This is a genomic window from Dorea sp. Marseille-P4042 (assembly GCF_900290215.1).
GTDB classification, from domain to species: domain Bacteria; phylum Bacillota; class Clostridia; order Lachnospirales; family Lachnospiraceae; genus Dorea; species Dorea formicigenerans.
Genome location: NZ_OLMI01000002.1, coordinates 525117 through 549650 on the forward strand (window position 1 = coordinate 525117; position 24534 = coordinate 549650).

22 protein-coding genes and 6 pseudogenes are annotated in these 24534 nt (G+C 38.4%); 4 read left to right on the forward strand and 24 right to left on the reverse strand.

Features of this window, described 5'->3' with window-relative positions; translation table 11 throughout:
* Window positions 1-14: 14 nt before the first annotated feature.
* The 3 genes from C7E02_RS19705 to add form a co-directional block, all read right to left on the reverse strand.
* Window positions 15-275, reverse strand: a complete 261-nt coding sequence (locus tag C7E02_RS19705) for a hypothetical protein (RefSeq protein ID WP_242978774.1) — start codon at window positions 273-275, stop codon at window positions 15-17.
* Between the two features lie 107 nt (window positions 276-382).
* On the reverse strand, window positions 383-1372 hold the full coding sequence (locus tag C7E02_RS07945) for a guanosine polyphosphate pyrophosphohydrolase (protein WP_105309261.1): 990 nt from the start codon (window positions 1370-1372) through the stop codon (window positions 383-385).
* 27 nt (window positions 1373-1399) lie between these two features.
* Window positions 1400-2335 (reverse strand): adenosine deaminase, encoded by a 936-nt coding sequence (add, locus tag C7E02_RS07950; RefSeq protein ID WP_105309262.1) that lies wholly within the window; start codon window positions 2333-2335, stop codon window positions 1400-1402.
* A 126-nt stretch (window positions 2336-2461) separates the two neighbouring features.
* On the opposite strand from add, the pseudogene C7E02_RS20455 reads away from it, so the two are divergent.
* From C7E02_RS20455 to C7E02_RS07965, 3 genes and pseudogenes are all read left to right on the forward strand, one after another.
* Window positions 2462-2782, forward strand: a pseudogene (locus C7E02_RS20455) (SulP family inorganic anion transporter); the annotation flags it as partial.
* 280 nt (window positions 2783-3062) lie between these two features.
* On the forward strand, window positions 3063-4034 hold the full coding sequence (gene bioB / locus C7E02_RS07960) for a biotin synthase BioB (protein WP_105309263.1): 972 nt from the start codon (window positions 3063-3065) through the stop codon (window positions 4032-4034).
* 48 nt (window positions 4035-4082) lie between these two features.
* Window positions 4083-4649, forward strand: a complete 567-nt coding sequence (locus tag C7E02_RS07965) for a biotin transporter BioY (protein WP_105309264.1) — start codon at window positions 4083-4085, stop codon at window positions 4647-4649.
* A 400-nt stretch (window positions 4650-5049) separates the two neighbouring features.
* Here the strand turns inward: C7E02_RS07965 and C7E02_RS07970 are convergent.
* The 13 genes and pseudogenes from C7E02_RS07970 to C7E02_RS08035 form a co-directional block, all read right to left on the reverse strand.
* Window positions 5050-5289: pseudogene (locus C7E02_RS07970) on the reverse strand (PrgI family protein); the annotation flags it as partial.
* 77 nt (window positions 5290-5366) lie between these two features.
* Window positions 5367-5681: a type II toxin-antitoxin system RelE/ParE family toxin gene (locus C7E02_RS07975; protein WP_105309265.1), complete on the reverse strand. Its 315-nt coding sequence runs from the start codon at window positions 5679-5681 to the stop codon at window positions 5367-5369.
* A gap of 4 nt (window positions 5682-5685) precedes the next feature.
* Window positions 5686-5952, reverse strand: coding sequence for a type II toxin-antitoxin system Phd/YefM family antitoxin (locus C7E02_RS07980; protein ID WP_105309266.1), 267 nt, complete (start codon window positions 5950-5952; stop codon window positions 5686-5688).
* 70 nt (window positions 5953-6022) lie between these two features.
* A pseudogene (locus tag C7E02_RS07985) lies at window positions 6023-6238 on the reverse strand (hypothetical protein); the annotation flags it as partial.
* Between the two features lie 123 nt (window positions 6239-6361).
* The gene (locus C7E02_RS07990) at window positions 6362-7258 is read right to left on the reverse strand and encodes a ParB/RepB/Spo0J family partition protein (protein WP_105309267.1); all 897 of its coding nucleotides are present in this window, start codon (window positions 7256-7258) and stop codon (window positions 6362-6364) included.
* 371 nt (window positions 7259-7629) lie between these two features.
* Window positions 7630-9312, reverse strand: a complete 1683-nt coding sequence (locus C7E02_RS08000) for a recombinase family protein (RefSeq protein ID WP_105309269.1) — start codon at window positions 9310-9312, stop codon at window positions 7630-7632.
* 6 nt (window positions 9313-9318) lie between these two features.
* A complete protein-coding gene (locus C7E02_RS08005) occupies window positions 9319-10323 on the reverse strand; it encodes a virulence RhuM family protein (RefSeq protein ID WP_105309270.1) in 1005 nt (334 codons plus the stop codon).
* Window positions 10324-10537: 214 nt separating this feature from the next.
* Entirely contained in the window at window positions 10538-10741 is a 204-nt protein-coding gene (locus tag C7E02_RS08010; protein ID WP_005340162.1) for a hypothetical protein, read from the reverse strand.
* 109 nt (window positions 10742-10850) lie between these two features.
* Complete coding sequence (locus C7E02_RS08015; protein WP_105309271.1) at window positions 10851-11888, reverse strand: helix-turn-helix domain-containing protein; 1038 nt, start codon at window positions 11886-11888, stop codon at window positions 10851-10853.
* 373 nt (window positions 11889-12261) lie between these two features.
* The gene (locus C7E02_RS08020; protein WP_105309272.1) at window positions 12262-14706 is read right to left on the reverse strand and encodes an ABC transporter permease; all 2445 of its coding nucleotides are present in this window, start codon (window positions 14704-14706) and stop codon (window positions 12262-12264) included.
* The gene (locus C7E02_RS08025; RefSeq protein WP_005340169.1) at window positions 14703-15377 is read right to left on the reverse strand and encodes an ABC transporter ATP-binding protein; all 675 of its coding nucleotides are present in this window, start codon (window positions 15375-15377) and stop codon (window positions 14703-14705) included. Before C7E02_RS08025 ends, C7E02_RS08020 begins: the two co-directional genes overlap by 4 nt.
* 112 nt (window positions 15378-15489) lie before the next feature.
* On the reverse strand, window positions 15490-16755 hold the full coding sequence (locus C7E02_RS08030) for a sensor histidine kinase (RefSeq protein WP_105309273.1): 1266 nt from the start codon (window positions 16753-16755) through the stop codon (window positions 15490-15492).
* A complete protein-coding gene (locus tag C7E02_RS08035; RefSeq protein ID WP_105309274.1) occupies window positions 16731-17420 on the reverse strand; it encodes a response regulator transcription factor in 690 nt (229 codons plus the stop codon). The genes C7E02_RS08030 and C7E02_RS08035 overlap by 25 nt, the downstream gene beginning before the upstream one ends.
* 428 nt (window positions 17421-17848) lie before the next feature.
* Between C7E02_RS08035 and C7E02_RS08040 the strand changes: the two are divergent.
* Window positions 17849-18018: pseudogene (locus C7E02_RS08040) on the forward strand (DUF6061 family protein); the annotation flags it as partial.
* Window positions 18019-18490: 472 nt separating this feature from the next.
* Here the strand turns inward: C7E02_RS08040 and C7E02_RS20665 are convergent.
* From C7E02_RS20665 to C7E02_RS08070, 8 genes and pseudogenes are all read right to left on the reverse strand, one after another.
* Window positions 18491-18766 (reverse strand): annotated as a pseudogene (locus C7E02_RS20665) (cupin domain-containing protein); the annotation flags it as partial.
* A gap of 103 nt (window positions 18767-18869) precedes the next feature.
* Window positions 18870-19196 (reverse strand): annotated as a pseudogene (locus C7E02_RS20670) (carboxymuconolactone decarboxylase family protein); the annotation flags it as partial.
* A gap of 38 nt (window positions 19197-19234) precedes the next feature.
* A complete protein-coding gene (locus C7E02_RS08050; RefSeq protein ID WP_105309275.1) occupies window positions 19235-19657 on the reverse strand; it encodes a cupin domain-containing protein in 423 nt (140 codons plus the stop codon).
* Between the two features lie 273 nt (window positions 19658-19930).
* The gene (locus C7E02_RS08055) at window positions 19931-20314 is read right to left on the reverse strand and encodes a DUF6262 family protein (protein ID WP_105309276.1); all 384 of its coding nucleotides are present in this window, start codon (window positions 20312-20314) and stop codon (window positions 19931-19933) included.
* A complete protein-coding gene (locus tag C7E02_RS08060) occupies window positions 20280-21440 on the reverse strand; it encodes a tyrosine-type recombinase/integrase (protein WP_242978775.1) in 1161 nt (386 codons plus the stop codon). Before C7E02_RS08060 ends, C7E02_RS08055 begins: the two co-directional genes overlap by 35 nt.
* Window positions 21428-21679, reverse strand: coding sequence for a hypothetical protein (locus tag C7E02_RS19710; protein ID WP_242978776.1), 252 nt, complete (start codon window positions 21677-21679; stop codon window positions 21428-21430). Before C7E02_RS19710 ends, C7E02_RS08060 begins: the two co-directional genes overlap by 13 nt.
* 100 nt (window positions 21680-21779) lie before the next feature.
* Window positions 21780-23360, reverse strand: coding sequence for a tyrosine-type recombinase/integrase (locus C7E02_RS08065; protein WP_105309277.1), 1581 nt, complete (start codon window positions 23358-23360; stop codon window positions 21780-21782).
* 12 nt (window positions 23361-23372) lie between these two features.
* Window positions 23373-24491: a tyrosine-type recombinase/integrase gene (locus tag C7E02_RS08070; protein WP_105309278.1), complete on the reverse strand. Its 1119-nt coding sequence runs from the start codon at window positions 24489-24491 to the stop codon at window positions 23373-23375.
* Window positions 24492-24534 lie beyond the last annotated feature (43 nt).

Below are 24534 nucleotides of genomic sequence, written 5' to 3' on the forward strand. Positions count from 1 at the left end.
CTATAATGTCCTCGCTATTCTTTAAAATCATTATTTTGTCCGCGGACAATTATAGTATAATAGCTAAGTAGTGTCAATAAAATCAAACAATTATACACACTGTTGACTGCTTCTAATTCCAGATAATTTCGGATATCATCAACATCTCTTTGTATACTTCGTTCATTTACTCCATATTCATTGGCTTCGGCTGCTGTATTTACAATGTACCCGTTCAGTAGTTTCGTATAAATTCCGAGAACACGCTCGATTTTTCCATTCTTGTATTCTTCCATATTGCTCCTCCGTATCGGCTCATTTCTTATGCCATTATACGTTTTGCAAATGTCAGAAACTGTCTCTCTGCAAAAGTTTTTCTATAAAATTGCTATTTTCTTCCACCTTAATCGATCAAATCGTTCTGAAATCTGGACAAATGTTCATATGGCAGAATGAGGCGCCCACGATACAGTCCGCAGCCGTCGTTGATCAGGCTGTTATTCATTGCTGCGAACATATTAACATCAAGGTCTTTTAAATCTAAATTAAAAAGTTTCATTCCGCGCTCGTATGCCTCATCGAAGTATATGCATTCCCCTTTTGGAACTGCATCTCTTCTTGCTCGTTCATGCTCCTGACGCTTCTCATACCCCAAGTGATTCGCCGGTCCGATTTCCGCGATGTCGTCCATTTTCTTTGTTCGAAGCTGCACTTCCATATAGCTTCTGGACGTATTATCATAAAATGTGATATGTAAAGACTGATAACCGTACATGGTCGGGTTGGATATGAAATCTCTGTAATATGGCTTTACTTCGCCGTCCAGCAAGTCTGATTTACTCTCCCGGACTCCTTTTGCCGGCTCGGCTGTAAAGCCGCGTTCTTCCAGAAATCCCGGCAGCGCATTGGCTATCTGATAAAGATATTTCATCTCTTCCTCTTCAAGATTCTGTCCCGGCTTCAGATGACATTTCGGCAATGCAATTACAATCCGATATGCGATAATATCCCGAAAACAGCTCAGTTTTTCTTTTAAATCTGCCACAGCCGGATATGTTCCATGTTCCTCATAATAATTATAAATGTATTCCACAATGTAGCCGTTGAATTTTTCTTCTGTACGTATCAAAGATTTGATTCTTCCACGAAATGTAAAGGCGAAAAATGGAAATTCTTTTGCCATGTACTTGTAAAATTCCCGGATTTTCTGTGACTGGGAAGTCAGGAAATCGTTGTGCTCCAGCATTTCCTGTACTTGAAGGAGACAATTGCTATGCACAAGGTCGATTTCATTATGTGTCCGCTTTGCTTCTTTTCTCAAATCTGTCCTATAATTTTGTATAATTTTAAAGATCGTATCCCCGGAATATAAATAATCGTTTAATGTAACCATCTGTCAGTCTCCTTTACTCGTCTGGATTCAATGAATAAATGCTGTATCTACTGAATTTCTCATCATCAACCGAATCTCTTCATCGGTAATTCTATAATGCTCCTGAATAAATTGCAATTCTTTTGTCATGGTTGTGTTGCTGACGGTCCGGTTATCTGTGTTGATCGTCACCTTAATCCCGTTGTCCAGGAACTCCCGAAGCGGATATTGACTTTCGCTTTCTACAGCTTTCGTCTGAAGATTGCTAATCGGGCACATCTCGACACCAATTCCTTTTTCCCGGATCATTTTCTGGACTTCTGAATTACCTCGCATGGCGATTCCATGTCCGATTCGAAGTGCTCCTGCCTCTACGGAATCCAGAATGTTCTGCACGTTTCCACACTCCCCGGCGTGAATGGTAAATGGCATTCCAAGCTTTTTTGCTTGTCCAAATAACTTCATGAATTCTGACATCGGATAGATGGCCTCAGCTCCTGCAAGGTCTGCCGCGCACACACCATTTCCAAGGTATTCTCTTGCTGTCCAGATCATACGGAGATTCTCCTCATAGCTGTGATGGCGCATGGCACAGGTAATAATGCCATAATCCACATCGAACTCATTTTTTCCACGATTCATCCCCCGAATGACTGCTTCTATCACCTGACCGCAGCTTAAGTTTTCATTTTCTGATAAAAGCGGGGCAAACCGCACTTCCGCGTACCGGACATTTTCCTGACTCATACTTTTTAATACGTCATACCCTGCCAGCTCCAGTCCTTCCTCGTCCTGCAGACACTGTCCCGGAAGATCGAATTTCTCCAGATATTCCTGAAGGCTCTGGCAGTCATCAGATACATGAATTTCAGAAGGCTCTACTTTTCTTCCAAGACGGCTTTCCAGAAATTCCCGACTCAGTGAACCGTCCAGGTGACAGTGCAGTTCTATTTTCGGCAATGCTTTCAATTCTTCCAATGTCATAGCTTATCCCACCTTCTTTTATCATCTAACTTAGCCTCATTATAAAACAAAGGCTATCACTTTTCAGCAATAACTTTCATTTTTTCGACAATTACTTCTACTGTATATGCCGCTTTTATTTACATTTTCAAGAAGATTCCAGGATCTCTGATTGCTGTTATCGCTGGAATTGTTATGGTAAAATTTCTTCCATGAAAGGCAAATACCATCGGAGATTTATATACAATCAGTAATTCACTCCCAGCTTTCCATCTGCCGAAAGTAAACTTAGAAATCATCGGACAGTCTGCTTCCGATGCATTCACTATTGCGATACTAGCTTCCATTGAATCACTGCTCTCCTGTGTCGTTGCCGACGGTATGATTAACGGAAAGCACCGCTCCGATATGGAACTGGTCATCGTTCTTGTGGTTCTGATGCCATATGCCGGGCTGATCCCGGTGCCGCTGACGCCATTGAACATATCGTTGTAAAAGACTTTACAAAATATCTTGTCATCCGTATGCGAAGTGTTCCGGCTCTGGACTTCCGCCCGAATATCTCAGCAGCACTGAATCGTGTAGAAGAAATTATCACGATTTCATAATACCAGCTGATTGCTTCATACTAGCATTATTTGTCAACCATTGTGTTGCACATGGTTGACATTTGTTTTTTTGCATGTTAAAGTATGTCTTGTATAAAATTTCAGAAAAATGAATTACTCAAGGAAAGAGAGGACTTCTAATGATTTCAAATCAAAATACATCTACGGATCCACAGCTTTCACGTGAAGAAGCAATTGAAATACTCAACACGCCGGATGAAAATCTGGATGAGCTGATTGCCCGGGCTGAAAAACTGCGTCGAAAATACAAAGGAAATCATGTAAGTATCCACATTCTTACTAATGCCAGAAGTGGAAACTGTTCTCAGGATTGCGCTTATTGTGCTCAGTCCTGCCGTTCAAAAGCTGACATTGATAAGTACAAATGGGTCGCAGATGAGAAATTATATGCAGACAATGACTTTGTCAACGAGCATCATTTATCACGCCACTGTATCGGACTTAGTGGGATGAAATTTACCGATGCAGAGATTGAAGAATTGGCTGAAAAAATTCGAAAAATGAAAGAACAGGGAACACACCTGTGTTGTTCTATCGGTTTTCTGACAGAAAAGCAGGCATTGATGTTAAAGGAAGCCGGACTTGACCGCATCAACCATAACTTGAACAGCAGCCGTGCTTATTATCACAACATCTGTTCCACTCACACATTTGAACAACGTGTTGCTAATATAAAAATGCTTCAAGGGCTTGGTTTTGAAATCTGCAGCGGCGGCATTATTGGTATGGGCGAAAGCAAAGAAGACGTGGTAGATATGTTACTGGAGCTTCGCGAGATCCGACCGGAGGCACTTCCAATCAACTTCCTTCTTCCAATTCCGGGAACGCCTTTAGAGCACGCCGATATGTCCGCTCTCACAACAGCTTACTGTATGAAAGTCCTCTGTCTTGCAAGACTTTTAGTTCCGCAGTCCGATATCCGCTGTGCCGCAGGACGTGAGATTTATTTTAAAGGAGAAGTAAAAAATCTGCTCCGCGTCGTTGATTCCATATTTGCCTCAGGATATCTTACCGCTGGCGGACAGGGAATCAAAGATACAATCCAGGCAATTGAAGACGCCGGATTCACTTATGAGATTGAGTCCGCTTAATAAGTTTAACGTCTTTGCACATCATTAAATAATAAGGAGAGTTTTACTATGACACATGACAATACAAATACACAGACATTTCGAAAAACAAGTACTTACGCTATGGTCGTAACCGCACTTATGGCAGCTGTGACCTGCATTCTCGCACCATTATCTGTTCCAATTGGTCCGGTGCCAATTTCACTTACTAACTTTGCGATCTACCTGTCTCTCTATCTGTTAGACTGGAAAAAGGGAACTTTAAGTTACCTGATCTACCTGTTGCTCGGATTGGTAGGGCTTCCGGTATTCTCCGGATTCACAGGTGGACTGGCAAAACTGGCAGGTCCGACCGGCGGATACATCATCGGATTTATTCCAATGGCAATCATCGCAGGTATTGTCATCGACAAATTCACCAACCGTGGAATCCAGATTCTCGGAATGATCGTCGGAACTGCAATCTGCTACGCATTTGGAACAGCATGGTTCTGCCTCCAGGCCGGATATACGGTAGGCGCAGCACTTGCAGTCTGTGTCATTCCTTTCATTCCTGCGGATCTGTGCAAAATGGTCATCGCAATGATTATCGGACCGATGGTTCGCAAAAGACTTGGAGCTGTAGCACAGCAATAATTACACCAGATGATTTTATAAAAGCATACAGATAAAGATATAAAAAGAGATTAGAGCACCTATCAAAATGGCAGGTGCTTTTCTTATGCTCATTTTACGGAAAGGAAGAGCGCATGGCAGGGCTTATTTTATGGGTGATGAACATGATATATCAAGAAAGATACGTTTACTATATCAAAGATGAATACTTTGATATAGTACAGGATTCCAACTTCATGCAGAACAAAGAGGGCGGTACACATCGTCCTATATCATTGTCATCAGAAATGTTCCCAATGTAAGCAGCACAATTCCTGCAACAGATTTCTGGTAATCATCAATGCAGTTCCAATTCCAATCAGACATACACAGTTTGTCCGCTTATATAAAAGTCCATATAGAGTTGACGCGCTTTGTTCAACCAGAAAAACTGCTCTGCGGTCATACCGTTGTATTTGATAAAGCCCATAGCCGCAAAGGGGAATGCACCTAAGATACAAACCCAACTGAGGGTTTCCGTTCCGAACCGTGGTCGGAGCAGGAAATACAAACCCACCGCCACACCGCAGGCAAGGACAGAAAAAATGAACCGTCTGAGAGACAGTCCAAAAAACATACTCTCCGTATAATTACGGATTTCCTTATTTATCTTTACTTCCAATCATAGCACCTCCTTTTTGAGTACAAAAAAATCGCCACCTGCTGTGAAGTGACGATTTGTGTATTTGATATTCTGTTTTAACGGATAAGCCAACTGTAATCTTTACGGCAGTCAAGGATATCATCCACATAAACCGTATCATCTTGGATTTGGTAAAGAACAAGATCCCACTTTGCAACAAACATCTTATGATATTTATTCGTCGGTATATACGCTTCTTCAAAAAACGGAAAACGCTGCGACATACGTTCTAAAGAACGCATTGCTTCCATAAGCTCTTGCTTTTTCGTTTTGGCAGCATCTTTATTAACTTGTGCCATAAAACGAATATGTGTTCCCAACATACGCTTTGCTCTGTCGGAAACAATGACTTTATACTTTTTATCTGACATAAGCTTATACCTCTGCGATTACGTCGTCAAGGTAAGCATCGAGCTCATCAAGAGTGCAACCGTTTCTTCCTGCTATTCTGTCTTCTTCGACAGCAAGCAGTTCTTCTCTTAGCTTCAGCATTTTTTCCCGACGGTTATAAGTTTCAATATCCATAACAACCAAATCTCCTTCACCATTCTTTGTAAGGAATATTGGCTCTGCCGTTTTACGACACATATCTGCAATCTCGTTGTAGTTCTGGCGGATTGCTGCTGATGGACGAATATTCATATTTGCACCTCCTTAAAACAGTTGCGATAGTAATATTCTAACCATATTATACTCATTTCATACAACAAAGTCAACAGATATAGAAAAATTTACATTTACACATCATTTTTCTTACAACACGGTCTGCCATTTTTACTGCACCCACCAGAACGAGCATATTAAAAACAAGCTCCCCTATATAGCTCCATACCATTGTAACCGCCGCAGCATCAGGATTGACCACAGGCGGAGAAGAAGCAAACAGGGAAAAGATAATGCAGACAAGCACGATAACCGCACCTTCAACACTTTCTGTTTTTTTGGTAATTCTTTGTTAGCTGTTACTTTTCAGATACAGGTAGCGTGATTTGGCTTCCATTCGTACGACCTGATGTTGGCGTTACTGCCGAAATTGTGTTAGGCACTCTTTTTATTTTACATTTTGTTTTGCCCAATTCTTTAATAATTTTTCAATCAAATCAACCTGCTGCTTTGGAGTATACGCTGTTGGAAAATATTTACCAATTCTTTCCAATGGCAATTTAATCTGTTCTTTCTGATTCGGTTTGATTTCCTGCAGAATCTCATAAATCTTATCCATATCAAGGCATTTCTGTTGGCTCATACGCTTTAACCGATTTGCTTGAGAAATGTTAGGAATGCTCTGTTCCAGTTCCATGACTGCATGGAGTTCATACTGTTCTTCTTCGCTCAGAAACGGTATCTCCACTGCTGACCGGATCGCAAGTATTTCTTTATCAACCATATCCAGTATCTTCGGAATCAGATAGGTTAACCGGATATATCGCTTAATCTGTGTCACACTTTCGCCAACCATACTGGCGAGCTGTTCATTGCTTCGCTTGCCTCCTGCTCCGCCTTTTTTCTGGATTTTTACTTTTCCAAATTCCTGTAATTCTGCTTTCAGTTCTGATACATTCACCAGTTCTGTCTTGCACTTCGGTTCCAGTGGGTCCGAAGTATCCGCTTCTGCTCTGCCCTGGTGCTTCATTGCTTCCAGACGCATTTTATAGGCAAACGCTTTTTCGCTTGGCAGTATCTTCTCTCTTTGGAGATTGCTATCTATCATCGCTATAACCGACTGGTCATCATCCAGTTCCCGAATAATAACCGGCACTTTTGTAAGCCCTGCCCATAGTGCTGCTTCTTTCCGTCTGTGCCCGGATATGATTTCATATCCATCACCATATGGATTTTTTCTCACCAGAATCGGAACTAATACGCCTTCCTTCTCAATACTGCATCGCAGTTCAAACAGTTCCTGATTTCTCTCTACCTTAAACGGGTGTCCTTCAAAGCTATGCAGCTCTTCGCAGCTCTTTCAGTTTCATCAGTACAATACCTGCACCCGACTCGTGATTCTCTGATGAACACATTTCCTTCTTCCTTGCCATTTTTTATCTTCTCCTTTGCCTTGGGATAAACGAAAAGGACACTCATCTTCCAGAAGTTCTGAAAACAAGCGTCCTTTTGGCTTTTCTCTATGCTATTAAATAAAAAATGTTCCCTGTTTGCCTGTTGGTGTGAAACTCATATACCTCGCAAAGTGCCTGAATCTGAGAATTTCTATGAAATTCTCAGATCGCGTACATTCGTCAAATTCCGCATAAACATTGGCTTTACAGCCAGTTGTTTCTTCGGAACTCTCCTCATTGTCTTCGCGGAAATTAAGGACTTCTACGAATTCACCCGATGTAGACAACACACGACTTCATCTGTACTTCCGTTGTCCCAATCCACACCCAATACATTTCTGCCATTCATATATAGCGGAAATTTAAACCGGAGACCTCTTAATATTCTGCCATCCTTTTGTTCTTCCTCATAGATAAACACATCCGACAGGAAGCTCTTCAAAAATGTCTTCTTTTCCAGATCTGTAAATTTATCATACAGCTTATCAAAGAATAAAAGGAACTGGTAAACATTATCTTCTGAGATTTTGTCCTGCCTGATATTATATAGTCTTGTTTCGACTTCTTCCATGGCATTCTCAATATCAGTGATTTCATCATATAATTTATCTAGCCGTTCCTGCATGTCATTATATTTTTTGTCATAATTCTTATCGGATACAGATAAATGATCCATCTGGTCAGCAAGCCTGTTCTTCGCCCCGGTTGTCTGGTTCAGTCTGTCTTTTAATCCATCATATTCCCTGTCAAGCTCCGTTGTATCAATGCTGCTTCCTATCTGCTTACGGATTTCCTGCTCAAACTTTGGGTTCTTTACAAATTTACGGATAATTTCCTCAACTGCCGCATTAATCCTTTCCTCATTCCACTGTCTTTTATAAGTACAGCGGTGTCCGTCCACAAGCTTCCTGTGTTTGCACGCATAATAGAAATAATCCTTGTAATGGCCTCCATCCGGATGCTTCTTGCGGTTTACATTACCATACATACCACTTCCACAGACAGGACATTTGATAATTCCAGATAAAATATGCTCATGTTCAAGGCTGTGCGTTTTTACCTGTAAAACACCTGTCTCCTGACGCTTTCTGTATGCCTGATTCCACATTTCTTCTGATATGATTGCCTCATGGATTCCATCATTTAACATGTATTCCTTTTGTTTTACGATATGATATTCATTCCTTGTTCCCGGAATCTTCTCATTTTTTCTTCTTCCAAATGCAAGCTTACCGCAATATATCGGATTGTCCAGCACCCCTTTGACAAATGATGTCGAGAAACCTTCGATTGTGTTATTCTGGCGAAGCTTTTTCTTATAACCACTGTTATTTAAAAATGCAGCTATCGCAACCATTCCCATCGTTGTATTGACGAATTTATCATATATAATACGGATAATCTCTGCCTCATCCTCTGCAATGATAAGCTCACCATTTACCAGCTGATAGCCATATGGAGCAAAGCCTCCATTCCATCTGCCTTCTCTCGCTTTCTGTCTGCGGCCTTCCATTGTCTGGACAAGTATATTCTCACGCTCTATCTCTGCTACTGCAGATAACACAGATATCATCAGTTTCCCGGCATCCTTAGAGCTGTCAATCCCATCCTCTACACAGATAAGATTAACCCCATAATCCTGCATTTTCTGCAATGACGATAAAACATCTGCAGCGTTTCTTCCAAATCGTGACAGCTTAAATACCAGCACATAATCAACATTGTCTTTGCCACTTTCTATATCCGCAAGCATCTGCTTAAACTGTGGTCTGCCTTCCACGCTTTTGCCAGATTTACCATCATCAGAATATTCACCGACGATAGACATTTCCTGATAATCTGCGTATTTTCTAAGCTTGTCCTTCTGTGCATCAAGACTGTAGCCTTCTACCTGCATGGAAGTGGAAACTCTTGTGTATATGTAACATTTCTTCTGTTTTTTCATCAGATGTTATCTCCTTTTTACTTCCTTGGAAACCTCTTTAATGCTTTCAAGATATGCTTTTTCGACTGGCGTCAAAGTAATCTCCTGATATTTTCTGTATTCTGACTTTGCTTTCTCCAACGCCTGTTTATGACTTACAGAACCAGCTCCAGTTAAAAGTTTTCTATTTCCTGATGACAACACACTATCCAGCTGCTTTACATAATCATCCATATACATTGGCTTATGCTCAATTGCATTAATTTCAGCAAGATCAAAATAACCAGAAACAAGATTGTTTAATACTTTGAGTTCATTTTCTTCAAGATAATTCTTTGCAATTCCTATATCCTTTAATGCTGGTAATTCACCTGAAAATGAAGTAAGTCCCATAAATGGCTTTTCTTCATCTGCCCGCTGATATATAACCTCTGCCGCAGTATGACCATGTGCTGCATAGTGAAGTTTATTCTGAACAATTTTAAAGAATCTAACAGACTCTTCGCTATGAGGATTGTAATCTACACTCGTAGCATACAAATCAAGAACCTGACGATACAAGACCTTTTCTGATGATCGGATATCTCTGATTCTATCCAGTAATTCTTTCCAGTAATTTCCTCCACCATTGCCTTTCAGTCGCTCATCATCTATCGTAAATCCCTTAATCATATATTCTTTTAACCGCTTTGTTGCCCACTGTCTGAATCTTGTTGCAATCACTGATCTAATACGGTATCCAAGAGATATAATCATATCTAAATTGTAATAAGTAACATTATATGTTTTTCCATCATCTGCAGTTGTTCGGAATTTCCGAACAACTGAATCCTTATCCAATTCCCCTTCTTCGAATATATGCTTTATATGTTCACTTATATTTGATTTACTGCATTGATATAATTCAGTAAGCTGCTGTTGTGTCAGCCACACTGTATCATCTTCTATTTTAACTTCTATATTTGTCTGCCCATCATCAGTCTGATATATAAGTATTTCCCCATGTTCATCGGTTCCAATTTTATCTGCCATAAGCACCTCTCCAATCCATTACTTCTTAGTTATGAAATATGAACACATGTGTTCACTATTGTCCCAACAAAATTTTATCATCATTCCAACCTCTGTTCAACCAGAACTTTTTCCATTATACAGTGCAAAATAAAAGAGACTCCACTCGCCATGAATGAAGCCTCCTGATATATGTATACATCCTACAGCATATTATCTGCAGGATGCCGGCTGCCTACGCAGCCTTTTTGTCCAGAAGCTGTTTTACTCCACCTAAGTAATAACAGAATCTGTCAAATTGTTTCTGCCTGCTTACTTTCTCGTCATCAATGGAATCCTTGATCATCATGCACATCTCCACTTCATCTCTTATCTGTGGTGCGTATTTTATAATCATGTCTGCAAGAAAGCTACAGCAGCGTTCAAAATCCTTGTTCATTGCCAAGCCTCCTTAAAATATAATCCTGTGAACGATTCACAGAACATATTTTATCGCAAGGCTTTTAAAAATGGAATAGATTTTACCAAACGGCAGTTTTCAAAAAAACTTATCTGTCAAAAATTAATTTCTCCCACGGTTCATATCCTGCCATGTAGCCGAATTCTTCCTCGTTTCTGAATCCTTCAAGAAGTTTTTCTTTTACACCATCTAATATAGCTTCATCAATATCCCTGAACTTCATATGCTTATATAAACCGGACTTTCTAAAATCATACATCGTACCCACATTATCAAGAAGATGTTTTACCACCTTATATGTTCCCTCTACATCTTTCCCTGCACATACAATATCAAGCATTGGCGAATACTCATTATATTTTCCCATTTCCAATGTATGTGCAACTGCCTGTACCTTCCCTGACAAAAATCTCGCATAACCGATATCATTTTCCCGCAATGCCAGTCCCGCCATTGTGGAAAGCACAAAATTAAGTGTACTAAATCCGGAAAGAATAATATTTTCATATTTCTCATATGCATCTTTGATTTTTCCCTGCTCCTGGAGTAATCTTCCCTGATAACAACTTTTCATAGGATCGTGTTCTGAAAAATAGTCCAGATATTTTTCTGCCTTGGTGTAATCCTTCTTACGTAAATAAAATCCAAATAAGGAATCTGCTGCATGATGCTGTATCTCTTCATTCTCATCATGTAGTGCCAGCTCATACCATGCGTTAATCTGCTTATCATATTTTTCCTGATTCGTGCATTTATCCGTTATTCTTCTTGCATCAAGCATTACCGCAGTCTGCCAGATAAGCATGTTACAATTCGGATATTCCTTTATAAGTCTCAATGCCCATTCATAAGTCTTTTCATAGCCTTCTTCTGAAAACATCCTGTCCATCTTCCTGATAATTTCTTCGATTTCAGTATCTGAAAGTTTTTCATGAAAAGAAAGTAATGTATCAAGTGAAATATCAAGCAGTCTTGCAATTGGTGCCAGCAGTTCAATATCCGGCTTGGAATTACTATTCTCCCATTTGTTTACAGCCGGTGTCGTCACGCCTAATCTGTTTGCCATCTCCTCCTGCGTCATACCAGCTTCTTTTCTATATTTTTTTATAACAACGCCTATATCCATTTGCTTCATCTCCTAAAAAAATTCAAAATCTTTTGTATACTCAGCATATCAGATTCATATAGATTGCACAATTGAACAGCGTTTAATTTTTATTCAATTTAATTAACCAGCAGGAAATGTTGCTAAAATACTGTTTAGATTTATCATACATACAAAATGGAAGTTATCTATTTCTCCTCTTCGTTAAGACCTAGTACACCGAATAATAAATAACTGACACCTTGACTTGGCTGATTTTTCATCTGCTGCGTTGTCGTCAATCGACGTAGCCACCGCTACGCCTCATTCCTCCGCCTTGCATATGAAACAATCATCCGGCGTCAATGTATCAGAAACTTATTATTCGATGTACTAGTTCATTACATATTACTTGCTATCCCTGATACCTTATTCTTTCTACCAGCGTTTCCTTTTTCAGATTACTGCTTAAAACGCAGGAAAGTACAATCTGCAACAGACCGACCAAAAAAATCATAATTAAAATTGGTACGATTGGAACATGATAGATATTCATTCCAAATATTCCATTATGTTTTGCATAGGAAAAAAGTGTATAGCCGAGCGGCAGACCAATGATCAAAGCTACGCATATGGTGCCAACCGTAAAAATCAGTCCCTGTAACTGCAGACATAAATTTAATTGTTTATTTGTCATACCCACAGCCTGTAATACACCATATTCCTGCTTTTTTGTCGTAATATTCATGATCATGGTGTTTGCCATATTCATAAAACCGATGAATCCTACAACCGCCATAAACAGATAACAGCCAAGCTTCATCGTGCGGGCTGCGAATTCTGCAGATTGTAACTGTGCATGATAGGTATCCATTTTTATATGCGAAGTATTCGAAATCAAAGTATTCAGACTCTGTTCCACAGATGCCACATCTTTTTTATCACAGTCCACCCACAGATAGCCATAGGCTGTTCCTCTCGGATTCATGGAACGGTATACACCTTCCGGAATGACAAGATAAGTGTCCGCACTTACAAAAGATCCTGCAATCTTTCCCTGATAGGTATAGGTTCCACTTCCATTCTCAAAGTCAAATGCAATGGATTCTCCCGGAGCATATCCATCTTGTTCCATCCACGTCGACCAGCCAAAGAAAATATCACCATTCTTTACCGCCTGATCATAGTCCATAGAGCCAATATCCCCGTCCTGGCGCATAAAATCAAAATCCTTTTTACTCACAACAGCAGCCGGAAATCTTGTTCCGTTCAGATTTACAGAGACAATCTCTCTCGTCATGACATCTGTCACTCCCGGAATGCTTTTGATTTCTTCAACCAACGAATCATTCAATGGATTATCCGTCAGAATCGTATCCAGATTATTCTCCGGATATCTTTCATCATACTCAGAAGAATAGTCAAGCTGCAGTTCAAATTGTCCATGATTAACGGAAAGACGTGCTTCATGCTCCGTGTCAATATTTCCCACATAATTAGAGATAATCACAAACAATGCGCAGGAAAGCCCTAGTGTGAGGATAGTACCAATGGTTCTTTTTGGATTACCCGTTACATTTGCCATTGCCATAGAAAACACGGTGACATTTTTTCTGCCATTTCGTTTTCCTTTTTTTTGTGTTTCTGCATTTTCTAAATACCGTGTTGCTTCGATAGGTGAAATCCGTGAAACAATTTTCATTGGTTTACGCAGTGCCAAAGCAACGGTAAGAAATGATACGAAAATACATAGAAGCATAACGGGCAGGGAAAACAGAGGCACCTGCTGATTTTGAACTCCCATAGAGCCAGTTCCGGTTGATACAAGATTCCCCTGTTCTACCAGCCAGTTAAAACCGCATTTTGCAATCAGAAAACCAAGAAGCAATCCAACTGGTATTGAAGAAATCGTCAAAAACATACCCTCTCTGAAGATCAGTTGTTTCATCTGCTTTTTTGTTGCTCCCAGAGCCTTGATTTTTCCATACTCCTGTATCTTGTTGGCAATACCGACCTGAAAAATATTATAAATGACCACAACAGAGAAAAGTACAATTGCAAGAATCAAACCCCCGCATACCGCAATCGTTTCATAACTCGGCTGCAAGACCCATTGCAAATAGAGATCATTGACTATAACGTTTTTTTCTTCGATCCCACAAGCTGCTGCAATCTGCTTTATAACCGAATCAATATTATTCATAGATACATTTGCAGAATCATTTAAAGTAAAATAAATATTATACTGTCTGTCATTCTCTGCGACGTGCTCATCATAAAACTCCTGTGACCCGAAAGCAACATAAGATGCCTCGATGGTATACTCATCCCGATCATATAGGATTCCGCTGACAACAAATTCTTCCGGCTTATATTCTGACTGCATCCCTGCGCGGTAATCCAGTGTAACCGTATCTCCGATCTTTACATCACCATACCCCATTGCACGAAAAAATGCTCTTCCTGCGGCAATTTCCTGCATTTTTTCCGGATACTTTCCTTCCTTCAACTCATATTCTTTATTATAAGGAAGCATTTTTCTTGCAGTCTCATCCATGCAGACAAACCCACCTTTTTCATTGCCTTTTATGATACCTTCGGTGCACATAGTGCCTGTAGCATCTATTTCCGCACGGCGGTTTACTTCTTTTAACTGTGATCCGTCTGCGGAAACAAACAGACCATAATTGCTTCCATATGATCCTGCCGCCTGACTTTTCTGTAAATGAATTACCCCATTTCCCACAGTACTGATGATAACAAGCAGCATCGTGGTCAGACAGATTGCCATCATGATCAGTATACTTCTTGTCCTGTTCCTTTTGTCATTGCTATATGCAATCCTGCTTATTGTCTTCATCTGAAATCCACCACCTGTCCGTCCTCAATCACCAGAATACGGTCAGCGACCTGTGCAATTTCGTCATCATGGGTAATCATTACAATTGTCTGTCCATATTTTTTTGCTGTCATCTTAAGCAGAGCGATTACCTCATCACTGGTCTTAGAATCAAGATTTCCTGTCGGCTCATCCGCAAATATAATTTCCGGACGATTCACCAGTGCTCTTGCAATCGCTACTCTCTGCTGCTGTCCTCCGGATAACTGATTTGGCAGATTATAAATCCGGTTTTCAATCCCCAGAGTTGCAATAATATCATTTACATACGCTTCATCCACTTTTCTTCCATCCAGTCCCAGTGGCAGTACAATATTTTCCCAGACATTAACAGATGAAACCAGATTAAATGCCTGAAAAACAAATCCGATTTTTCTTCTGCGGAAAACAGCAAGGGCATCTTCCTTCATCCTGTATAAATCTTTCCCTGCTAAAGTAACACTGCCTTTTGTCGGGGTGTCTAGCCCTCCAAGCATATGAAGTAATGTACTTTTACCGGAACCTGACTTTCCAACAATTGCGACAAATTCTCCCCGCTCAATCTGAATGTCCACCTGATTGACCGCTTTGACCTGATTCTCACCTGCGCCATAAAACTTACAAAGCTGCTTGGTTTCTAATATCACACTCATGTGTTGCCTCCTTTTCATCTTACATCCAAATTGTATCAGGATAATCTTTCATTTCACTTTCAAAAACGAGCAGAAATCTTACAGAATTGTAAGATTTCTGCCCACTTAAAATTTAACCAACATATGGTAATTGAATCACAAACGTGCTTCCTTTTTTCTTTTTGCCGGAGGTTACCATGATTGTACCTCCGTGTTTTTCGATAATTTCTCTCGATAGAAAAAGTCCGATTCCTGTACCACTCTTTTCCATGACCTTCCTGGAACTTCCTCTGTAAAATCGTTGAAAAATTTTGTGATACTCATTCTGCGGAATACCAATTCCCTGATCCTCAATTTCCATTCTTACAAGATCGTTTCTTTTTTGTAACCGGATAAATATTTTTGAACCACACGGACTGTACTTGACCGCATTATCTAAAACGTTGATCACAGCTTCACCAAGCCACCTTTTATCCTGCATAATCGTGCATGTTTCCAGCTCTTTTTCATAGTCAAAAACGAATTCAATTTCTTTCTCATCCGCTTTGGGATAAGTACGGTTCACAGCAGATATGACAGTATCCATAAGCGGAAGTTTTTTCTTATTAATCTGAATCAGTCCAGTTTCCATCTTGGATATTTCAAGAAGCGACTGCAATAATGTCTCCAGTCCATCCAGAGCACTCCGACAACGGATACGAAACTCCTCCTGTTCTGTGGCGCTTAAGTCATTCTGCATCAGCACACTAAAACATGTATCCAAAGCTGCAACCGGTGTCTTTAACTGGTGAGAAATATCAGAAACCATTTCTTTCGTGTTCTCCTTTTCTGCCCGTGCTTCTTCCTTTAGCAACTGAATATGATGTCCGATTGCTTCAAGCTGGTTATTCAATTTTTCCAGTTCTGCATCATTTTCCGTTTTCAGTAAATCATCAAATTTATTTTCACGAAATCTGATCAGAATTTCTTCCAACTGGTCTAAAATTTTCTGATGACACGCATCTTCTTTTTTCTTCCAATAAAATAAAAAATTCAAAAAAAGCACGCATATCACAGTGCTTACAGCACCGGTCACCATAACCTGATGCCGAAATTGCATATAAAATGCATTCCCTTTATTTCCCCAGTATCCATATTGCTCCAATAATTGCCTTCCCTGTTCGTTCGTTTCAATATCCTTATCCTTAAGCAATTCCGAAACAACATCCAGCCCGGAAAATTCTTCCTTTGCAGCAATCTCTGTCATAAGATTCATTTTATATTTATAATCTTCATAAAACACATACGTGGTAAAGCAATTTAATATTGCAAACAATAATATGACAGGTAATACCAAGGAGAGCACTACTGTAATCTTCTTGCGATATCTCTTTGTCACTGCCTTACCTCCTGATTCCATATATACCCAAGACCTCTGATATTCTTTATATAGACCGGTGCAGCCGGATTGTCTTCGATTTTCTCACGGAGTCTTCTGATATTGACAGCGATTGTATTTTCATCCACAAAATCCCCTTCCAGATCAAACACATTTTCCAATATTTGTGTTTTTGAAAGAATCTGTTTCGGATTCTGAAGAAAAAAAGTCAGCATTTTCAACTCCGTTTTTGTCAGACTGATTTCACGACTCTTTATCAGGACTTTCATTTCTCCTGCGATAAATACGATATCTCCCGAAATCATCTTTCCGGCTTCCGTTTTCTCCTGTCTGCGGCGGAAATGTGCTTCTATTTTCAAAAGAAGTACCGAAAGACTAAACGGCTTTGTAATATAATCATCTGCCCCTGCTTCATATCCCATGACCTGATCCATCTCCTGATCTAGTGCTGTAAGGCAGATAATGTATGTATTTTGACTGCATCTCATCCACCTTACAAATTCCAGTCCATTCCCATCCGGAAGATTCACATCACAAATGGTAACATCCACATTATTATCACTTGCAATTCTTTTCGCTTTTTTCACTGATTCTGCTGAAAAAACCTCATATCCGGATTTTTTCAGTGAGAATGTAATTCCACGATTTAAATTTTCATCGTCTTCAACCACGAGTATACTTGGCATAGCATATGCACCTCTCTTTGTTAACTATTTCTCCTCTTCGCCAAGACCTAGTTCATTACATAATTCCTAATTCTTCAAACATTTCATTACCTCTGTCAATCCCGATTGAGATTTCACCTGTTTTAAGAGATTTAATAACTGTTATATTTTGTTATTAAATTCTCTGAAAACACTGGATTTATCGCAGGTGAGCTTTCCCTTATTGTTTCCCTTGTGTTATATCGTTCTGTCAGTGTTTACGAACTCTGATAAGGGCAAATACAAGGACACAAGAGGTCCGGTGGACCTCTGCTCTGTGCCGACCGAAGTGGCAGCGGAGACCAAGGAAAACATATAAAACAGTATAACACAAAATAAAAGTGACATGGTGAACTGATTGAAATGCTTCTAATTTTTGTCGCAAATAATTGATTGAACAATAAGGAGATAGGATTGACTGCTGGGACGCCGAAAAGGATTTAAAAACCACACCCGGATCAGACTGTGCATTGACTTCACTTGCAGTCGATGAACCACTTGAATATGCGCGATTATATCTTGAGGGAAATTGCAAATGTGGGTAAATGCCGAAGATTCATTATCAGAAAATGCAATCTGACACATAGAATAAACAAGAGGACTTGCAAGGTTTGTGACCTTCTTTCAAGCCCTCTTATGTATCATTGCGGTACTGGCTGTGTCCGTTCCGTAAAGGACTGCCCTAAGTGTATCGGCTTCACCTTGTTCCTTTACCTCACTATTCACAAATCACTTTTGCTATTTTCGCAATAATATTGCAAATAAAACAATTAGAACTAATATAATTATCAAAAAAATAAACCTTATTTGACCATGAAATCCTAATCCAATCCACTGCAATACTATTATTAACACAAAAACTAATAACGCCCAATACTCTTTTTTCACGATTTTCCTCCTTTCTTGAAGAATTTAAGATTTATAGACGACTTTAAAAGAATGCGCATGTTTTTGTATACACTTAATATATATCACACTTTTAAAAAATAAAAGACTTGGTTTGAATTATTTTCGTTAAATAAAAAAGTAAATTTCACATTGGACTTAAGTAGTTATTTCAGTTTTTCATATATCTCATCAGTTACTGTTTCACACCATTCGGATGATGTTTTTTCTACCGGTACTTCAATTGCCAGATGTGAAAACCATTCATCTGGTGCTGCTCCATGCCAGTGTTTTACTTCTGCCGGAATATTGACACAATCTCCAGGTTTCATTTCTACTGCTTCTTTTCCTTCTTCCTGATAGTATCCACGTCCTGCAATGCAGATAAGAATCTGTCCGCCTCCGCTTTTTGCATGATGAATATGCCAGTTATTCCTGCATTAAACTGGACTACACCCTCGCAATCCCCCGGATTTACTGGCTTGAACACAATACAAAACTGTGTTTTCTGTACCCTTTTCGATGAAGTTCTGCTACTTTTTCCGTTTCTTCAACATCCCATACTTCTTTAGCCAGATTAAATACAGCCCATCCATTTGGCCAGCCTGCATAAAATGCTACATGAGTAATAATCGCAGCAATCTCTTTCTGTGTTACTCCATGATCTTTTGCATTCTGAAGATGGAACTTTAAAGAAGAATCTGTAATTCCCTGTGCCATTAATGCTACAACTGTAATAATACTTCTTGTCTTAATATCAATATCTTCATTATTCCAGTTTTCTCCAAAAAGAACATCATCATTAAAATGCGCAAACTCAGGAGCGAATTCTCCAAGAGCATTTCTTCCTGCTGTCTGAACAATTTTTGCCATTATTCTCATCCTCTACTTTCTTCAATTAATAAATTCTTTTATTTTAATTTGTTATACTCTTCTTCCGGTAAAAACTCTAACCACTCATTTGAAGCACCCTCTGCCGGAACTTCAACAGCAATATGCTGGAACCAACTATCCTTTGCTGCACCATGCCAATGTTTTACTTCTGGTGGAATATTCACAACATCTCCTGCTTTTAACTCACGAGCCGACTTTCCTTCTTCCTGATACCATCCTCTTCCACCTGTAACTAACAGAATCTGTCCACCCTTATGATGTACGTGGAATGCATTTATAGTCTTTGGTGCAAATGTTACTAATCCTACCGGAACTCTCTCAGTAGTAAGCATATTCAGATAACATTCACCTGTAAAATATTTTGCAAATGCAACATTTTCTTCTCCAAGTTCAAATACTGCTCCACCGCCAAGATCTTTTTTCATTTTTTCCATATCCATAAGATTTACCTCCTTCATTTCACTATCTATATCCTACAACTTAAAGTAAACTCCAGGTCAATAGTTTTTTCCTATTCACTCTGAATACTGTAGAATTTTTTAACTATATTTATCTTACCCCACATTTATCTTTTATGTCCAATGCCTATCATTTATCTTTTATTATGCCTTTCAAGCATAATTCAGCAATATATTAAAATTATCATAGCCTATATCACAAGCCAAAACAGGTCTACTTCTTTGCAGACCTGCTTTGGCTTATAGTATAGACTTTTAAAGCTGTTTTATAAGATTCAATTCTTTTCTTGCTAATGCCTTTTTCAATTTCTCATTCTCTTTTTTCAAATTTTCATTCTCATATTTCAGTTTTCGAACCTGTTGTTGCAGTAGTTCCATCTCTCTTTCCATTGCCTGATCAATAATCATTCTCCTTGGATCTATCATTCCTGCCTGTTGTTCTAATGCACGATCAATTTCACTTCTGACAATCGGATTTTTATAAAAGAATCCTCTGGACAACCCAGTTTTTTTCATCAGTTTTGGAATCGAAACCTTTTCTTTTTCTACTACCATCTCTCTTATGGTATTTACCGCACTTGTTACTTTTTCTTCGCTTTTCTTCTTATTTAATTCTAGCATTTTGTCGTATTTGTTCATATTCCTCTCCCCATCCGTCTAAATTTGCTAAAATAACATTTGACATATAATTTCGTGCTTCTCTTGTTTCATCCGCCATACTTTGATTGCTCATCTTACGGTAATACTTGACAGTTTTTACATTTTTATGCCCGATAAGCTTTGATATCGTCCAGTCATCAACATGTAATTCTGTTAATTTCACCCCATAGGTATGTCGGAATAAATGTGATCCAAATCCAAATAATTCTCCCTGATCATCTCGCAAATCATTTTCGTAAATCATACGGATGACCTTTTCCCGTAATGTCTGATAATTTAATGGTTTTTGTGGATTATCTTTATTTGCAAATATGTATATGCTTTCTTTATAATTCTGCTCTGCATAGACAATTGCTTTTTTTATTAACTGAGCAACTTCTGCACTGACAGGCTTCTCAAATCTTCTGCTTTTAGGCTGATAAATAATCACCATATCCTGATTATCCCTTCTATAAAGGCAGTCTTTCCTCATAGTTAATGTATCTGATATTCGGTTTCCTAATAATTGATGTATAATCAACGCTCTGGCTATTTGTTCTTCCAGCTTTACAATATGTGCATTTAATCTTTTCAATTCACTATCAGAATAATATTTAAATTCACCCCGCCGTTCCGGTGGAAAATCTGATTTTATAAATAATCTTCCTAATTGCTCCCATCCATATATCTTTCCAACTGTCTCCAGCACATCCCTTAATTTGATTAAATCATCCCTTTTTCCGTTTCCGCTTTCCACTTCTATTTTCAAATAAATCAAAAATTTTTCTATGATATTTCTATCAATTTCTTCGCAGGAATCCACTTGAGGATATTTCTCTTTTAGATACTTTGAAAACTTATTCATTACTGATACTTCTCGCGTAACAGTCGCAATTGCTTCATATTGTAAATGATAGTAAATTGCCTTCTTCATTTCTTCCCGAATGTCTGGCTGTTCAATTTTTCTAAAATTGATTGTTTTATGATTTACAATCGGATTAGACCTGATTATAATCGGAAGCCTCTCCAAATACCAAATATCTTTTATCAGTTCATTTGTTTCCGACAAATCAACTGTAAATTGTATAATATTTTCAAAATATCTTATTAAAGCTACTTTTTCCACAGATTCATTCTGATATACTCTTTTTTCGCTTTGGTTAATGCTCTGCCTTTCTGTAACATCCATGCTTTTAACTGTTTAATCCAAACATTCTCGTCTCTTTCCATCAGGCTCTTTACCTGATTTGATGGCTTTTGCAGGAACTCGCATAAACTATTAAAATAATTTCGTTCTGTCTTAATTGTTAAAATAGATACTTTTGTTCCCCTATATCGGATGTAGTTTTCAAATTCTTTTCTCAATGTTTCCTCTGGAAGTTATCCTAAATCAAAATATTGTTCTTGATTTAATTTTCTCTTCTGTTCATCTGTAGCACGCTTATAACAATCTAATTGTGAATATTCAACTCTTTCGTTCATCCTTCTCTCCTTTCTGCACATAGGACAGTAAGCTATTCTTCTCATCTGAAAAATATTCCTCATTCCTTCTTGCTATTTTTTTTGGCATATAATCAATATACTGCATTGTCATTTCTTCATAATTATGCCCCAGATAATCCCGGATTCCCTGTCGTGACACTCCATGATCATAAAGATTGGTCGCTACCGTATGTCGATAATCATGCGACTTAAACAGGTATTCACCATTTTGTATGTCGCACGCTGCACAATACTTTTTCATTTGTTCATTAAAGGTAGATTTTGAAAACGCTCCACCCTTTCGATTCTGGAAAATATAATCTTCTTTTGCGATTCTATTCTTATTAAGGTATACCTGCATAAGATCATATAACGCTTCCGGTATTGGAACTCTTTTATAATTCTTCATTTTGACCTGATATATTTTCATCCAATAATCACCATTTTGATGATAGTATGCATCTCCTTTCAGCGTACACACTTCGCTGATTCTCAGACCAATACACCATAAATGTAAAAACATCATTCTCAGATGTTCTGGAAAATTAGATAATTTTTGGATAATCTCCATATATACATCTTCTTCTACGCATCTGTCATGATGTACCAGCATCTGTTTTTCCCAATAGTATTCTGCACGAAATGGTACTTTATCTACATATCCTCTTACCTCAAGAAATTTGAAAAAGTATTGTATACTCGTTACTTGAGTATTAAAAGTTTTCGCCTCATTAGCATCTTCCTGCCGCTTTTTTAAATATTGGTCAATTCTTTCTGCGTCACAGGTAGTTACTTTCTGTTGCTCATCGCTTATCTCTTTTAAAAAATTACGAATGATCCGGAATTTTTCATAGACAGTACTTATTGCCATCTCACCAATTCCTATTTCATACTTCATATATTCCTGAAGTAGTTTTCGATTTTCCGGATGTAGCACTTCTCTAAATGATATTCTTTCCACCGGATCACTCGGATTTAATCTTTCTTTCGGAATTTTAAACTTTTCTAAATACCATATCGTTGCATCCCAGCGAATTTCTTTTGTTTGTAAAAATGTGATCCTACAGGCAAGGCCAACAATACTCCGCAGCCTATTTCTTCTCTGTTCATTTTCAATTTTCCGTTCCAGAAATATCTGAAAATCCCATACCATATTACTGCGATTTTTGACCCGCTCCACTGACAGAACAATCTTTTGATCCGAATGATAAGGAATAAATAAAATAGTATTCTTATACGTCCACTGACATTCCAGCCTTCCCATCGGAGTTTCGATCCGTTTTCGAATATACTCTTGTTTGACTTTATCAAATATTCTTAGATATCTTGAAACACTTTTTTCTTTTATCAGTTCAGACATATAAACTTCATATCTTTTTCTTAAGATATAATCCATCTCAGAAATATGTTCAATTCCTTCATCTGCCAGAAATTCTACCAACATTCTATATGTGACATCCATAACATTAAGTTCCATTATTTCAGTCACTTCGTTCCGTAGCTGCTGTATTCGCCTGTTTCGTTCCTCTGATTTTTCTATCCATTGTTGTAGAACTGCAGGCATTCCAATCACCTCCTATAGTAGTTCGTCAATCCCGTACAATGCAGTGTTCTTCTTATAAAACTCCTGACTTGCTTCCAGTAATTCATCATCTACTATATCCAAATAGTTAATTGTTGTCTGAATATGACGATGTCCATAAGCAATCTGTATCAATTCCAGCGCCCATCCTGCTTTTCTTCTTTCGTTTCCAAAATAATGTCTCAGCATGTGTGGTGTAATTTTAATCCCTGTTTTCTTTTCCATTCTCTTCAACATCGCATAGACGGCATCTACTGTTAATGGATTGCCGACAGTTCTTCCCGAAATATTTACAAAAAGATACGATTGATGTTGAAGTATTTTTCTATATTCTGCAATGTAACAATTTAAAAACTGAAATGTGTCTGCACTGATTTTCGCACTTCTGTATTCTGCATTTTTAGCTCTCGCACCATTTTCATTATCCTCTCGAAAATATACCCGAATCACTTGATTACTATAATCAATGTCATTCATATAGTTGATTCCAAGGATTTCTCCAATTCGATATCCTGTTTCTGCCAGTAAAAGGATTAGCAGTCTGTCTCTAATACTTGTACATGCTTTTAATATTTCTATAATCTCATCCTTTTTTGCTGTCCTCGCTTTGTGTTCTTCTTCTTTCAAATAGCCTTTAAAACTTCTTGAACGTATCGTTTTCTTTAGACCAACTGAATCTACTGCTGTAAACTGGCTATATGATAATACTTTTAATCCACCAAATTGGCTAAATTCCTCTTCTATAAAAACATAGAACCTGAACACATCTTTTAAATATGCGTTACAGGTTCCGTTATTCGGTAAGATATTCATTTTATCCGAAGTATGATTCCCGGCTTTCAACCAATATAGAAACTCTACAAAATATTTTGTCTGTTCATCAAAAGACATTTCATATACATCTGTAAGCTTCTTTTCTTTTTCCTCTATATATTCAAGATAATATAAAATGGAGCACCCGGATCTGCGTACCGTATTTGGTGAACACTTAGCTTTTGTCATATGCATCAGATATTTTGTTGGCAGTAGAACGATATCCCAAGTTTCTATATCCCTTATAAAGAAATAGGTTATAGATCCCTCTTTCTGTCTATTCATCTCATATCGTTTCATGCTGCTCACCTCCTAACGCTATACACAGTATACCCACTTCATG

What these genes read in the sequence shown, in the direction of transcription:
- C7E02_RS19705 (WP_242978774.1), bottom strand. Translation starts at nt 275, where the DNA reads ATGGAAGAATACAAGAATGGAAAAATCGAGCGTGTTCTCGGAATTTAT.
- C7E02_RS07945 (WP_105309261.1), bottom strand. Translation starts at nt 1,372, where the DNA reads ATGGTTACATTAAACGATTATTTATATTCCGGGGATACGATCTTTAAA.
- add (WP_105309262.1), bottom strand. Translation starts at nt 2,335, where the DNA reads ATGACATTGGAAGAATTGAAAGCATTGCCGAAAATAGAACTGCACTGT.
- bioB (WP_105309263.1), top strand. Translation starts at nt 3,063, where the DNA reads ATGATTTCAAATCAAAATACATCTACGGATCCACAGCTTTCACGTGAA.
- C7E02_RS07965 (WP_105309264.1), top strand. Translation starts at nt 4,083, where the DNA reads ATGACACATGACAATACAAATACACAGACATTTCGAAAAACAAGTACT.
- C7E02_RS07975 (WP_105309265.1), bottom strand. Translation starts at nt 5,681, where the DNA reads ATGTCAGATAAAAAGTATAAAGTCATTGTTTCCGACAGAGCAAAGCGT.
- C7E02_RS07980 (WP_105309266.1), bottom strand. Translation starts at nt 5,952, where the DNA reads ATGAATATTCGTCCATCAGCAGCAATCCGCCAGAACTACAACGAGATT.
- C7E02_RS08000 (WP_105309269.1), bottom strand. Translation starts at nt 9,312, where the DNA reads ATGAAAAAACAGAAGAAATGTTACATATACACAAGAGTTTCCACTTCC.
- C7E02_RS08005 (WP_105309270.1), bottom strand. Translation starts at nt 10,323, where the DNA reads ATGGCAGATAAAATTGGAACCGATGAACATGGGGAAATACTTATATAT.
- C7E02_RS08010 (WP_005340162.1), bottom strand. Translation starts at nt 10,741, where the DNA reads ATGAACAAGGATTTTGAACGCTGCTGTAGCTTTCTTGCAGACATGATT.
- C7E02_RS08015 (WP_105309271.1), bottom strand. Translation starts at nt 11,888, where the DNA reads ATGGATATAGGCGTTGTTATAAAAAAATATAGAAAAGAAGCTGGTATG.
- C7E02_RS08020 (WP_105309272.1), bottom strand. Translation starts at nt 14,706, where the DNA reads ATGAAGACAATAAGCAGGATTGCATATAGCAATGACAAAAGGAACAGG.
- C7E02_RS08025 (WP_005340169.1), bottom strand. Translation starts at nt 15,377, where the DNA reads ATGAGTGTGATATTAGAAACCAAGCAGCTTTGTAAGTTTTATGGCGCA.
- C7E02_RS08030 (WP_105309273.1), bottom strand. Translation starts at nt 16,755, where the DNA reads ATGGAATCAGGAGGTAAGGCAGTGACAAAGAGATATCGCAAGAAGATT.
- C7E02_RS08035 (WP_105309274.1), bottom strand. Translation starts at nt 17,420, where the DNA reads ATGCCAAGTATACTCGTGGTTGAAGACGATGAAAATTTAAATCGTGGA.
- C7E02_RS08050 (WP_105309275.1), bottom strand. Translation starts at nt 19,657, where the DNA reads ATGGATATGGAAAAAATGAAAAAAGATCTTGGCGGTGGAGCAGTATTT.
- C7E02_RS08055 (WP_105309276.1), bottom strand. Translation starts at nt 20,314, where the DNA reads ATGAACAAATACGACAAAATGCTAGAATTAAATAAGAAGAAAAGCGAA.
- C7E02_RS08065 (WP_105309277.1), bottom strand. Translation starts at nt 23,360, where the DNA reads ATGCCTGCAGTTCTACAACAATGGATAGAAAAATCAGAGGAACGAAAC.
- C7E02_RS08070 (WP_105309278.1), bottom strand. Translation starts at nt 24,491, where the DNA reads ATGAAACGATATGAGATGAATAGACAGAAAGAGGGATCTATAACCTAT.